Below are 12,556 nucleotides of genomic sequence, written 5' to 3'. Positions count from 1 at the left end.
GCTGGGGGGAAATAAAGATGGTGAATAAAAACATTACAAAAGTATGCGTAGGATCGATTCATGATTTTCCAGTAAGCCTGGGTAAAACAGTGAAAGTAAACGGAAAAGAAATTGCGGTGTTTAAGCTATCAAGCGGAAAAATACGGGCAATTGAAAACCGCTGTCCACATAAAGGCGGGGTGCTAAGTGAAGGAATCGTGAGCGGCGACTCGGTGTTCTGTCCGATGCACGACTGGAAAATCTGCTTGCATGACGGAAACGTGCAAGAGCCTGACAGTGGCTGTGTAGACACGTACGAAGCGTCTGTTGAAGGAGATTTGCTGTATCTTTTAATTGAAGAATAAGTAACGAGGCGCGTTGATTTTCAACGCACCATAAAAATTCAAGGGGACACATTAAAAGGAGCGAAGCAAAAATGAGAACAGGAAAAGTGTACATTGTAGGAGCCGGACCAGGAGATCCAGATTTGCTAACGATAAAAGCAGCCAAATGTTTAGAAAAAGCAGACGTTATTTTATATGACCGACTAGTGAACCCTGTTCTTCTTCAGTATGCAAAAGAAGGAGCCGAACTCGTCTACTGCGGGAAAAAGCCTGGTGATCACTGCGTTTCTCAAGATGATATTCATGATTTGCTTGTATGCTACGCAAGAAAAGGAAACACCGTCGTGCGGTTAAAAGGCGGAGATCCGTTTATTTTCGGAAGAGGCGGGGAAGAAGCAGAAGTGCTCGTTCAAAACGGAATTCCGTTTGAAGTCGTTCCAGGTATTACAGCAGGCATCGCGGCACCGGCCTATGCTGGAATTCCTGTGACGCACCGTGAGCTGAGCCGTTCGTTTGCCGTTGTGACGGGACACTGCTTGAACGGCAAGCCGGAAAGTATTCGCTGGGAGTATTTAGCAAAAGGAGTTGATACGCTTGCGATTTATATGGGCATTAAAAACTTACCGTATATTTGCCGTCAGCTTTTAGACGCCGGAAAAAGCGCGGATACGCCGGTCGCTCTTATTGAACAAGGCACATCAGTTTATCAGCGCACGGTTACAGGCACGCTTGGCACTATTATAGACACGGCTGCGGAGCAGCAAGTGAGCAATCCCGCGATGATTGTGATTGGTGAAGTGGTGAAGCAAGCTTCTGCTCTTTCTTGGTTTTTGGAAAAAACAGAAGAAAAAGTATGCGTCTAAGATGAATAAAAGGAGGAAACGCTTTTGCTTAAGAATTCACTGCAGTCAATGAATGAGTTAGCCCGTGAAAAAACGAAGCTTGTGAATGATCATTTGCCGAGTTATTTGCTGTTAGCTATGCTAGCGGGTGCTTACGTGGGACTTGGCGTTATATTAGCTCTATCGGTAGGAGCGCCTTTAGCTTCTGCTTCTTTACCGGTCGTTTCTCTTGTGATGGGATTATCTTTTGCTGTTGCTCTCTTGCTTGTCGTATTTGCAGGAGCTGAATTGTTTACGGGGAATCATATGGTTTATACGGTCAGTACGCTATCGGGAGTCACCACATGGAAAGATACGTTCAAAAACTGGACGTGGTGTTTTATCGGAAATGCGATAGGAGCGTTTGGGCTTTGTTTGTTAATTACCGGAACCGGTTTGTTTAAAGGAATTGAACCGAATCATTTACTCATGACGCTGGCAGCTAAAAAAATGAATTTGCCGGTTAGTGAATTGTTTTTTCGCGGCATCCTTTGCAACTGGCTTGTTTGTCTGGCAATTTGGACCGCTTCACGCACTAAAAGCGATGCAGCAAAGATCATGCTTATTTTTTGGATGCTGTTTGCATTTGTTGCTTCAGGATACGAGCACAGCGTGGCAAATATGACGTTTCTTGGTCTAGCTTTATTGCTTCCGCATCCCGATACGATTTCGGCTGCTGGACTATTTCATAATTTAATTCCTGTTACGCTCGGAAACATCGTGGGTGGAGGAGTGTTTGTAGGAAGCCTCTACTGGTTCCTGAACGCTAGACAGCTAAAAGAAGTTAAAAAACAGCCGGCTGCTCTCTCAGCTGATTTGGATTCTGCTAAACTGTCTAAATAGCAAAAAACCGCTCTTTGTACCATATAGTCTGCTTTTAAAGCTTTCATAATGGTATTTTAGAGCGGTTTTCTTCTATATAATATAAACTGCTTAAAGCGTATTCACATCTATACGTATCGAACAAGCAGTATTGTTCTTCATTTTATAGAAACAGGAAGTCTGTGAGAATTGAATCCGGACAGATTCTGTTGAAATGAATGTGTGAGGGTGCAGATATCATCGAAGAGGCAGAGGGCATCTTAGAATTTTAATGCTGTTTGGCATTTTATGCTCTTTTTGAGCATCCTTAAAGCAGTTGTACATTGCTTTGCTGCCTAAATGATTAGCGGAGTGAATCGTAATTCGATCGGCATATAAATGATGCTTTACCATAAAATGCACGAGCATTAATCCATTCCGTGTCTTGCTGAGTAAATCGTGATCGAGTGACAAATGTTCAACATCGAATGATCTTAGCAGATCAATACATTCGTCAATCGTTTCGGCTAAAACATGACCGTCAGGGCACTTGCGATAGTCGTCTAGAAAAACATTGATTTTCATGACTGATTCTCCCTTCCTTGCCTTGTATTTAGTGTAACATACATAATGTCATATACCTACCTAAGTCTATTCGACACATTTTCCTGCATTCCTTCTTAAATAGGGATAAAAACGCGAATTTTTATCATTATTTGCATATTCACGGCGAATAAACAGGAAATAAGGAAAGAGATGTCGAACGAAAAGTGAATAGATAAACAGTTTAAACTGGAAATTAACTTTTTTTATTCCGCGATCTTTGTGTAAGAGAGTCATTTTAATCCTAGATTTGACAAGGGATGGAAAAGGTTTAATGAATAAAAGATTGTGAGAAAAAAACGATAATTTGCGATTTTTTTAAAATAAATTGGAAATTTCTCTTTACGAAAAAGATGTTTGGGACGTATAATTTGATTTAAGGATTTTTTGGAACATAGTATGACAATATGACAAAAAAGAAAAGTAAGGTGAATAGAATGGGTAAGTTATTTAGTATCGGTGAAGTATTAATTGATATGATTCCAGCTCAAAAAGGTCTTCAATTGAAAGAAGTGGAATCGTTTACGCGTGTGCCAGGCGGAGCGCCGGCAAACGTTGCAGCAGTTGTTGCTACATACGGTAATGAGTCAGCGCTTATTACAAAAGTTGGAGAAGATGCGTTTGGAGACTTTCTAGTAGATACGCTTCGTGAAGTAGGAGTAGGTACTGATATGGTCTATCGTACAGAAGAAGCAAACACAGCTTTAGCTTTCGTTTCTCTGCGTGAAGACGGAGAAAGAGATTTCAGCTTCTATCGTAATCCTTCAGCAGATTTATTGCTAACAGAAGACGAAATTAATCCTGATTGGTTTGCAAGCAACGATCTTCTTCATTTCTGTTCGGTTGATTTAGTTGAAAGCCCTATGAAATACGCTCATATGAAAGCGATTAAAAGCATGAAAGAAAAAGGCGGAGTTATCAGCTTTGATCCAAATGTACGTCTTCCGCTGTGGAAAGACCATGAGCTATGCCGTCAAACAATTTTAGAATTTATCCCTCAAGCGCACATTGTCAAAATTTCAGACGACGAGCTAGCGTTTATCACAGGAATTGAAGATGAACAGCAAGCGATTCAGTCTCTATTTACAGGTGACGTTCAAGTAGTTGTGTTCACTAAAGGTGCAGAAGGCGCAACGCTTTATACAAAAGAAGCTGTCTATGAATCAAACGGTTACAAAGTAGCGGTTGTTGATACAACAGGTGCAGGAGATGCGTTTATTGGCGGATTCCTTTATCAGCTATTAAGCCGAGATGTGTCACAAGAAAACTTAACGGCTATTCTTGACCGCGACCACGATGCTATTTTGCGCTTTGCAAATGCAAGCGGTGCCTTAACGACAACTGGAAAAGGTGCAATCAGTTCCATTCCAGCCAAAGAAGTAGTAGAGGAATTTTGCAAGCCTGTAGCTAACTAAAATGAAAAGGCTTTATCTCTTCTTATTTTCAATCAGCAGAGGCGCTAGTTTCTGCTGGTTGCAGATCACATAAGAGGAAGAAGCGAGCTGCGGAGCAAGAAGAAAAAATTTTTTTCTGTTTTTAAAAAATAATCAAAAAAATTTCTAGCTAAATAATAAATGTTCGTGTTAGTATAATACGAGCAGCAAAAAGTAGCAGTTTTACCACCATTTATGAAAACGTTATATATTTTTATCGATGTAGAAAATTTAATAGGATTAAAGAGCGATCCTATTAAATTTTCTAGACCTTTGGGGGGATATTCGAGGGAGTATGAGTGCTTGGTTCTTTGCCCTTGATGAGATAAAAGCAGCAGGTCGTTACATACGATGTACATAGATTAGAAATAGGAAAGTAGGTTAAGAGAAAGATGGATATTTTGCTAGGTGTTCTTCCTTCCGTTGCGTGGGGAAGCATGATTTTAGTTAGTATGAAGATGGGCGGTGGACCTTACAGTCAAACGCTTGGAACAATTATTGGAGCTTTAATTCTTTCATTTGTTCAGTTTATGATTGTTCAGCCGGTGTTAACGCCAACGCTTGTTATTGTCGGAATTGTTTCAGGTTTGTTCTGGTCAGTAGGTCAAAGCAATCAGTTTAAAAGTGTTCCATACCTTGGTGTTTCAAAGTCAATGCCGATTTCAACGGGTATGCAATTAGTATCAACAGCTCTTTTTGGTGTTATTGTATTTAAAGAATGGTCAACGCTTCAAACGATTGTACTTGGATCTATTGCGATTCTTTTAATACTGGCAGGCGTTGTGCTTTCTTCATTAGACGGTAAAAAAGAAGGAGCACAAGGGACTCCAGGACAAACGAAAAAAGGGGTTATCACTCTTATCATTTCAAGTCTTGGGTTCTTAGTTTACGTCGTTATCGCACGTATTTTCAACGTAGACGCATGGGCAGCACTATTCCCGCAAGCAATTGGTATGTTAATTGGCGGTTTAATCATTACATACAAACATAAGCCGTTTAACAAATATACGATTCGTAATATCTTACCAGGTCTAATCTGGGCATCTGGAAACATGTTCTTATTCTTATCTCAATCAAGACTAGGCGTAGCAACAAGCTTTTCATTATCGCAAATGGGTATTGTTATTTCTATCTTTGGCGGTATTGTCTTCTTGGGAGAAAAGAAAACGAAGCGTCAATTATTCTATGTATCTCTTGCGAGTGTACTGATTATTTCAGGCGGTATCTGCATAGGCCTCGCAAAAGCTCACGCTTAATTTATCGATGTAGAAAAACCCCCATGGCTAGAGTGCAGCCATGGGGGTTTTTCTAGACCTAAGGTTTTGAGGCACCCCTTGCGGGGTAGCCTCAAAACCTTAGTGAAGGTCAAAATCTTAGTCAAAACCTATCCATATGCTCTTCAGAATTTCAAAGCTGTAAGTTTGTATTAGAGTTCTCGTTCTTAAGGCTGATTGTTTTTCATTCTTTGTTAGGAAGCTGTTTGGTGTGAGATGGCTTATAGTAGTAGAAAAGGATGGAGGAGAGGCTATGATTAAGAGTATTTATGAGACGCATGTGCAGGTTCGGAGTTTGGAGGATTCGATTGAGTTTTATAGACGTCTTGGGCTGACGTTTGTTCATCGAATTGAAGAGCGGCGCTGTGCTTTTTTCTTTGTTGGGGAACAAAAGCAGATGCTTGGGCTTTGGGAAACCGGTGAAAAAGAGTTGAAAAGAAGTCATTTTGCTTTTGGTATTGAAGCAGCGGATATTCATGAAGCGTTAACGTGGCTGCGTTCAAAAGGCATTGAACCGGAAAAGACGTCGTTTGGAAAGCCGCAGACAGAGCCGATTGTTCATACGTGGATGCCAGCGGCGTGCGTATATTTTAATGACCCTGACGGCAACCGTTTGGAGTTAATTACGTTTTTGAATGATAAGCCTGTCGTATCTAAGGATTTTCCGTATTTAAGTGAATGGAACAAAGAGTCCGAGACGAAATTATTTTAGCTCAAGTGAAAAACGAACCATTGATCAACGTGTTTGATTAGCGGTTCGTTTTTTTTAGTTATGGTAAACGTAGGTTTCATATGTGTAGGTCTTTCTAGCAGTTGATTGGAGGGCAAGGCGAAGATTCCTGCGGGAAAAGCGGAAGGGATGAGACCTCGCAGGAGCGCAAGCGACGAGGAGGCTCAGCGCCCGCCCGCGGAAAGCGAAGCCTTGCACGGAAATCAACTGCGGTGTCATAAGTGATCTATATGAACTCATGTATCTCATTTGTTCGTCTTTAGAGTGGAGTCATTTCGTTATGTCTCCACCTTTTTATGTATCATAAACGTAGAATTGACATATTTATAAACATATAATATATTTGTTTATAAAATAGTAAACAAAATAGAAAGGTGTCTATTTATATGGTAAACGATTTGTTTTGGGAATCATCTTTTGAAGATATGAAGAAAGGGTACGGGGAAAGCGAAGAGCACTATCACTGCTTACTGTGCGGTGAAAACATTGAAAAAGGCATTATTTATCCGGTGGAAGGTGTTTTTTATGAAGCAAAACGTTATATGAAGCTTCATGTGGAACAGCAGCACGGGTCTGTATTTCATCATTTAATAGATCTAGATAAAGAGGTAACGGGTCTTTCTGATCATCAAAAAAATTTAGTGAAGTTTTTTAAAGAAGGAAAAAGCGACAGCGATATTCAAAAAGAAATGGGAATTGGCAGTTCATCGACCATTCGAAATCACCGCTTTACGTTAAAGAAAAAAGAGCGTCAGGCAAAAGTGTTTTTAACGCTGATGGAACTGTTGAACGACGGGGAAGAAGAAAAGGCGGCACCCGTAACAAATACGACGCCTAGAAGAAGTCAGCGCTACAGCGTCAGTGATGAAGAACGTGAAAAAATTTTAGCGAAGAATTTTCCGCAAGGTTTAAACGGACCGCTTCGTACTTTTCACTTGCAAGAAAAACACCGTCTTGTTGTTCTTGAAGAATTAAGCGGGCATTTTGAGTTTGGCACAACGTATACGGAAAAAGAAGTAAATGATAGGTTAGCACCTTTTTATGACGACTATGCCGTGCTGCGACGCTATTTAATTGAATACGGGTTCTTAGAGCGCAGCGCAGACGGAAGCAGCTACTGGAGAAAAGGAGAGACAGAGATGAGTATGGACTCAAAAGGCTATAAAAAACAAATGAAGCAGCTAGCGAAAGAAGTAAAAACAGAAGGCGGCGTGTATCAAATAAAAAACCTTCACAACGATAAGATTTACATTGGCTCTACGCCTAACGTTAAAACATTAAACGGTGTAAAGTTCACGTTAAAGACGAACACTCATCAAAATAAAGAGCTTCAAAACGAGTGGAATACGTACGGAGCGGATGCTTTTTCAATCGAGATGCTGGAAACGATTAAAAGAGAAGAAGAAAAAGCACTTTCAAAAAAGGATTTGCTGAAACTGGAAGCGAAATGGTTAGAGAAGCTGCAGCCTTACGGCGAAAAAGGCTATCATTCGCCGAAAGCTGATACAAAGGAGAAATAGGTGTGAAGAATCAAGATGTGAAAAGTGAAGTAGTGGAATCAGAAAAATCCGTCAGTAAGCTGATGCTTGTGTTTTTAATTCCGCTCATGTTAAGTAACGCCATGCAGTCCGTTGGGCAGCTGGCGGGAAGTATTATTGTCGGAAGAGCGCTTGGCGTTGATGCGTTAGCCGCTATTTCCGCTTTTTTTCCTCTGTTTTTTCTGCTCGTGTCGTTTTCAATTGGAATTGGTTCAGGAAGTTCCATTTTAATCGGGCAGGCGTACGGGGCACAAAACGAAAAACGCGTGAAAGAAATTATCGGTACCACGCTCACGTTTACCTTTTTAGTCGGAATTGTGCTTGCTGTTTTGGGAAGCATATTTGCTCCGGATATTCTTTGGATTATGGGAACGCCGGCTAATATTATTGACGTAACGGTTCACTATGCGCGCATTTTGTTTGTGGCGATTCCTGTTTTGTTTTTATACTTTGTTTATACGACGTTTATGCGCGGAACCGGAGACTCTAAAACGCCTTTTTACTTTTTAGTTGTGAGTACGGTCTTAAACATCATTTTCCTTCCGATTTTAATTTTTGGATGGATCGGAGTGCCAAAGCTTGGAGTGTACGGCGCTGCGTATGCAACGGTGTTTTCAACCGTATTAACGTTCATTATTATGATTATCTATTTACGCAAGAAAAATCATCCGCTAAAGTTTGACTCATCTATTTCATTAAAAATGGACGGAACGCTTTTAAAGCTGCTTATGCGTTTAGGGATTCCAGCGAGTATCAATATGATTTTAGTTTCTCTTTCTGAAATTGCGGTTATTACGTTTGTGAACGGATTTGGCTCAGACGCTACAGCAGCGTACGGAGCGGTGAACCAAGTGGCAAGCTATGTACAAATGCCGGCAATCAGCTTAGGAATTGCAGTTTCTATTTTTGCGGCGCAGTCGATTGGCGCCAATAAATTTGAGCGTTTAAAAGAAGTTATCCGCTCTGGAATTATGCTGAATTACGTTATTGGCAGCGTATTGATTTTACTTATTTATCTCTTTTCCAATCAAATTTTAGCTCTGTTTTTAACAAGTCAGCATACGCTCCATATTGCTGAAGAGCTGTTAGTTATAACACTTTGGAGCTATTTGATTTTCGGTCATGCACAAATTATTACCGCTACGATGCGAGCAAGCGGTACGGTGCTTTGGCCTACGGTATTTAGTATTATGGCTATTTGGTGTGTGGAAGTACCCGTAGCCTACGTGCTATCGCAGTTTACATCTCTTGCGATTAAAGGAATTTGGGTTGGATATCCAGTAGCGTTTGTGGTCAGCTTAATTCTGCAGTACAGCTATTATCAATTTGTATGGAAGAAAAAGAAAATTGAACGTCTTGTCGGATAAAAAGCGAGCGGAAACGCTCGTTTTTATTTTTTCTAATTAAAACACCCTTATCTAAAAGTTTTAATAGGATAGTGCATATAACTTTTTAATGAAAAGAGGGTATGACACTATGAGTAAATCTGGATTTGTGCCGGATAATTCAAATATTAAAAAAAGCTCAGGAACGCCTAATTTGTCAGTGAATTATAAGCAAAATGTCCTGTTCAAACGAAATGATCAAAATATAGCGTATCAACTAACCTCAACTCAGATGCCTGCAATGCTTGGAGGTGCTTTTGTTGATTTATATATGACGAAAGGGCATATGAGAGAGCCGCACTGGCATCCAAACGCGTGGGAATTAGATGTCGTCGTTTCAGGTGAAGTGCAGGTGTCTGTCTTGGACCCTGATACAAGCAGCATGCACAATTACCGAATAAAAGAAGGAGAAGTTGTTTTTATACCGATGGGCTGGTGGCATTGGATTGAGCCCTTATCGGAAGAAGCACATCTTCATCTCTTTTTTAACAATGATCAATTCGAATCTACAGAAGGATCCGACGTGCTGCGCTTAACGCCTCCGATCGTGTTTCAAAAAGCATACGGAGTAAGCGCAAGCGAAGTAGCAGAAGCCGTTGCTCCGATTACGGATACGGTTATCATTGGACCGCCTAATGATCATTCTTTTTATCAAAAGAGCTATCTCAAAGATGAACGGGATGAACGAATTGTGGTTAAAATAAATGAAAAAGTAGTGCCTTCTGAAAATAAGTAGCATAAAAAACCATTGAGCCTGGGGTCAATGGTTTTTTTGATAAGTTTTACAAAAACAGCTCGCTGCGTTCTAAGTGCTTATAAAGCCGCGTTGTGACATGTTTTTGGTTCCATTCGTTTTGCGGAAACTGCTGCTTGTCTACGTGAGCAACGGCCGGCTTGTAGGTTTTTTGAATCCGTTTGATATCATTAAAGGTTGCATTGGTTTCAATGTGATCAGCGAGCGTAAATACAAGAGAATGCAGCTTTGCAACATTGGGAATCGTAGCTGCTTGACTGAAAATGGCTTTTGCTACAGACAGCTGCCTTTCATGGGCAGTAAAAACGTCTTGTTCATTACGCTCCTTTAAATAAACAAGCGCTTCTTTTCCGTTAAGGCGAATTGATCCTTTTGGAAAAACAATGTTGCTGTGTTCAAAAGCACGTTTGTTTGTGACGATAATGCCGCCTAATTTATCTACAGCATCGACGACTGCCTGCTGATCCATTTTGACATAATAATCAACAGGAAGCTTTGCATATGCTTCGACTTTCTTTACAACAGCATTCATATTTCCTTGGTGATAAATAGTTCGCAGCGTTTCATCGCCGAGCTGAGTTGACCCTAGCAAGTGGGTCATTTTTATTGATTCATGCTGTTTATTTACAGTCATATATACAAATGACGTATTTTGATGGTTTTCTTGAATTAAAAGCAGGGAAAACGGTTGTCCTTTTTTTAGATTGACGTGTGTTTTGTTACCATGCTCAAGCGGTACATACGTTTGATCAACGGCAGCTTTCACCGTATGATAGCCTGCAAACGTGATGCTGACAAAACTGACGAGTAAAAACAGTACGAGACCGCCAATCCACTCTTTTTTTGCTTTGCTGCTCATCGTCTCACCTTTTTCTATCGAATTCGTTCGTAGTATTGCCATCTTAAAAGGGGAGTAAAACAAATGAGCGCTATTTTTATTGCTTATCTTGCTTTTTCTTGGCGTAGGTTTTGAGTTCTGTAATTAAAACTGCTTGCTCTTCCACATCGTTAAACGCTTCAATGCCATAAAGGTATTCATTGTGCTGTTTTTCTTTCCACACGCAAAGTCCGGTAATATGGATGGGTTTTTCATTTAAATAAAAGCTGATTTTTAGCTGAATTTGATGGTTGAAAATAGGTAAATCAAGCGGCGTAATTATTTTGATTCCTTTTGGTGAAAGGTCGATAACAGACAAAGGACCGGGCTTAGAATCGATTTCTTTGTTGTCGTATTTAGCAATGGAAAACGTTCCAACAATGGGAGTTTCAAATAAAAAGCGAAACGGTTCTTCACGTTTAAAATGCATGTATCATCAGTCCTTTTCGTAATCTAAGTTTGTTAAGTAAGTATTCGATGAAAGTCTAAAAATTCCTACACGTTTTTCCCCATGACCCATATAATGTTTATCGATGTAGAATATCTACCATGGGCAAAGACCGGCCATGGCAGATATTCTAGACCTAATCGTAGGCGGTCTTAGTTATCGATTGCCGATTGTGAGTACGATCAGATTATTAAATAGCGGGTATACTAGTAGGGCTTTTATAGTATCGGAAGTTTTGTTTGAAACTTTAAATGGTGAGGGAAAGGTTTTGAAAAAAGCGCTACGCTAGAGTTGGATTGTATGTTAAAATTAAACTTTGTGAAGTAGCTGTATTACAAGTCAGCGTTCCTTCAACTAATTAGGAGGTGAGATGAATGGGCACTGATGACCCCATTTCGATGAAGGTTACTGCAAAACAAGATAGGGGCAACAAAGGTGTATGTGTTCCTCTCATTTCAACGAAGGAAAATACTCCTTAATGCCTCAATGATGTGAGGTGAAAAATCAATGATTAAAACATACTTATATGATGATGAAACAAAAGAAATGGTAACGAATCTTGATTTAGGAGACGTGCATGAGAAATTGCGCAATCCTGATAATTTGCTGTGGATTGATTTGTATGATGTCCACGGACAAGAGCTTGCTCAAATTGCTAAATTATTCGATTTTCACCCATTGGCGATTGAAGACTGCTTGCACGACAGTCCTCGCGCTAAAATGGATGATTACGAAGACTATAAATTTTTCGTTTTTCACGCGCTTCGCTATAACGAAGAAAGTGATGACGAGATTACGACGCTTGAGTTAAATGCATTTGTCGGATCAAATTACGTAGTGACGATTCATAAACATAAAATGGGCTGGCTTCGCAAAATGGATGCTGTGTGCTCACGCTATCCAAAGTTTATGAACCGCGGCGCCGACTTTTTATTATATGCTTTGATTGATGGCATCACGGACGAATACTTTCCGATTTTAGACCGAATTGACATGCGTATTGATGAATTAGAAGATGAAATCTACAATAAAGAAGTGCGCGGAGTGACGGAAGAGTTCTTGGCGTTAAAAAGAACGATTATCTTAATCCGGCGCGTTATTCTGCCTCAGCGCCGAATTTTCTTAACGGTGAATGGAAAGTGGAAATTCGATATACGAGAAGAAAATGTTCCTTTCTACATTGATTTGCTTGACCACTTAGAGCGTATTGTAGATTCTGCTGAAACGTTTAGAGACCTCGTAAACAGTGCGCTTGATACGTATTATTCTATTACCAATGCAACTTCATCTGAAAAGCTGAACGTCTTAACGTTAATTTCAACGATTATGCTTCCGCTAACGTTCGTAACCGGATTTTTTGGAATGAACGTACCGATTCCATATCAGAATTCCCACTGGGCTACTGCTGTTATTATTGTTATGTTAATTGTGTTAACGTGGGGAATGTGGAAATACTTTAAAAACAAACAGCTGCTATAACAAAAAGGCACTTGGCCATAAGCCAAGCGC

General features: G+C 40.2%; 14 protein-coding genes. 11 read left to right on the top strand and 3 right to left on the bottom strand.

Features of this window, described 5'->3' with window-relative positions:
• Positions 1–17 precede the first annotated feature (17 nt).
• From nirD to SB717_RS03390, 3 genes are all read left to right on the top strand, one after another.
• A complete protein-coding gene (gene nirD, locus SB717_RS03400) occupies positions 18–344 on the top strand; it encodes a nitrite reductase small subunit NirD (protein ID WP_013055862.1) in 327 nt (108 codons plus the stop codon).
• Between the two features lie 71 nt (positions 345–415).
• On the top strand, positions 416–1,186 hold the full coding sequence (cobA, locus tag SB717_RS03395) for a uroporphyrinogen-III C-methyltransferase (RefSeq protein WP_410903209.1): 771 nt from the start codon (positions 416–418) through the stop codon (positions 1,184–1,186).
• Positions 1,187–1,210: 24 nt separating this feature from the next.
• The gene (locus tag SB717_RS03390) at positions 1,211–2,047 is read left to right on the top strand and encodes a formate/nitrite transporter family protein (RefSeq protein WP_410903208.1); all 837 of its coding nucleotides are present in this window, start codon (positions 1,211–1,213) and stop codon (positions 2,045–2,047) included.
• Between the two features lie 216 nt (positions 2,048–2,263).
• Here SB717_RS03390 and SB717_RS03385 read toward each other — a convergent pair whose 3' ends face one another.
• Positions 2,264–2,590 (bottom strand): cyclic-phosphate processing receiver domain-containing protein, encoded by a 327-nt coding sequence (locus SB717_RS03385; protein WP_410903207.1) that lies wholly within the window; start codon positions 2,588–2,590, stop codon positions 2,264–2,266.
• A gap of 455 nt (positions 2,591–3,045) precedes the next feature.
• On the opposite strand from SB717_RS03385, the gene SB717_RS03380 reads away from it, so the two are divergent.
• From SB717_RS03380 to SB717_RS03350, 7 genes are all read left to right on the top strand, one after another.
• Complete coding sequence (locus SB717_RS03380; RefSeq protein WP_182004291.1) at positions 3,046–4,023, top strand: carbohydrate kinase family protein; 978 nt, start codon at positions 3,046–3,048, stop codon at positions 4,021–4,023.
• Positions 4,024–4,433: 410 nt separating this feature from the next.
• Positions 4,434–5,297 carry a GRP family sugar transporter gene (locus tag SB717_RS03375; protein ID WP_014461163.1) on the top strand — a complete coding sequence of 288 codons (864 nt, stop codon included), beginning with the start codon at positions 4,434–4,436 and terminating at the stop codon, positions 5,295–5,297.
• Positions 5,298–5,568: 271 nt separating this feature from the next.
• On the top strand, positions 5,569–6,027 hold the full coding sequence (locus SB717_RS03370; RefSeq protein ID WP_074679403.1) for a VOC family protein: 459 nt from the start codon (positions 5,569–5,571) through the stop codon (positions 6,025–6,027).
• Positions 6,028–6,128: 101 nt separating this feature from the next.
• Positions 6,129–6,266: a hypothetical protein gene (locus SB717_RS03365; RefSeq protein ID WP_410903206.1), complete on the top strand. Its 138-nt coding sequence runs from the start codon at positions 6,129–6,131 to the stop codon at positions 6,264–6,266.
• Positions 6,267–6,431: 165 nt separating this feature from the next.
• Complete coding sequence (locus tag SB717_RS03360; RefSeq protein WP_410903205.1) at positions 6,432–7,565, top strand: DUF2087 domain-containing protein; 1,134 nt, start codon at positions 6,432–6,434, stop codon at positions 7,563–7,565.
• A gap of 62 nt (positions 7,566–7,627) precedes the next feature.
• Positions 7,628–8,950 (top strand): MATE family efflux transporter, encoded by a 1,323-nt coding sequence (locus tag SB717_RS03355; protein ID WP_410903441.1) that lies wholly within the window; start codon positions 7,628–7,630, stop codon positions 8,948–8,950.
• Positions 8,951–9,059: 109 nt separating this feature from the next.
• Positions 9,060–9,704 carry a cupin domain-containing protein gene (locus SB717_RS03350; protein ID WP_144645471.1) on the top strand — a complete coding sequence of 215 codons (645 nt, stop codon included), beginning with the start codon at positions 9,060–9,062 and terminating at the stop codon, positions 9,702–9,704.
• 46 nt (positions 9,705–9,750) lie between these two features.
• Here SB717_RS03350 and SB717_RS03345 read toward each other — a convergent pair whose 3' ends face one another.
• Positions 9,751–10,581: an LCP family glycopolymer transferase gene (locus SB717_RS03345; RefSeq protein ID WP_410903204.1), complete on the bottom strand. Its 831-nt coding sequence runs from the start codon at positions 10,579–10,581 to the stop codon at positions 9,751–9,753.
• A gap of 76 nt (positions 10,582–10,657) precedes the next feature.
• Positions 10,658–11,029, bottom strand: a complete 372-nt coding sequence (locus SB717_RS03340; protein WP_410903203.1) for a PilZ domain-containing protein — start codon at positions 11,027–11,029, stop codon at positions 10,658–10,660.
• A 525-nt stretch (positions 11,030–11,554) separates the two neighbouring features.
• On the opposite strand from SB717_RS03340, the gene corA reads away from it, so the two are divergent.
• Positions 11,555–12,526, top strand: coding sequence for a magnesium/cobalt transporter CorA (gene corA, locus SB717_RS03335; RefSeq protein WP_013055874.1), 972 nt, complete (start codon positions 11,555–11,557; stop codon positions 12,524–12,526).
• The last annotated feature ends 30 nt before the right edge of the window (positions 12,527–12,556 follow it).

It is taken from the genome of Priestia sp. SIMBA_032 (assembly GCF_046535215.1).
Lineage (GTDB): Bacteria > Bacillota > Bacilli > Bacillales > Bacillaceae_H > Priestia > Priestia aryabhattai.
This window is presented reverse-complemented; position numbering and strand designations above follow the sequence as displayed.

Coding starts and splice junctions, on each gene's coding strand:
- nirD (WP_013055862.1), top strand. CDS start 18: ATGGTGAATAAAAACATTACAAAAGTATGCGTAGGATCGATTCATGAT.
- cobA (WP_410903209.1), top strand. CDS start 416: ATGAGAACAGGAAAAGTGTACATTGTAGGAGCCGGACCAGGAGATCCA.
- SB717_RS03385 (WP_410903207.1), bottom strand. CDS start 2,590: ATGAAAATCAATGTTTTTCTAGACGACTATCGCAAGTGCCCTGACGGT.
- SB717_RS03380 (WP_182004291.1), top strand. CDS start 3,046: ATGGGTAAGTTATTTAGTATCGGTGAAGTATTAATTGATATGATTCCA.
- SB717_RS03375 (WP_014461163.1), top strand. CDS start 4,434: ATGGATATTTTGCTAGGTGTTCTTCCTTCCGTTGCGTGGGGAAGCATG.
- SB717_RS03370 (WP_074679403.1), top strand. CDS start 5,569: ATGATTAAGAGTATTTATGAGACGCATGTGCAGGTTCGGAGTTTGGAG.
- SB717_RS03360 (WP_410903205.1), top strand. CDS start 6,432: ATGGTAAACGATTTGTTTTGGGAATCATCTTTTGAAGATATGAAGAAA.
- SB717_RS03355 (WP_410903441.1), top strand. CDS start 7,628: ATGCTTGTGTTTTTAATTCCGCTCATGTTAAGTAACGCCATGCAGTCC.
- SB717_RS03350 (WP_144645471.1), top strand. CDS start 9,060: ATGAGTAAATCTGGATTTGTGCCGGATAATTCAAATATTAAAAAAAGC.
- SB717_RS03345 (WP_410903204.1), bottom strand. CDS start 10,581: ATGAGCAGCAAAGCAAAAAAAGAGTGGATTGGCGGTCTCGTACTGTTT.
- SB717_RS03340 (WP_410903203.1), bottom strand. CDS start 11,029: ATGCATTTTAAACGTGAAGAACCGTTTCGCTTTTTATTTGAAACTCCC.
- corA (WP_013055874.1), top strand. CDS start 11,555: ATGATTAAAACATACTTATATGATGATGAAACAAAAGAAATGGTAACG.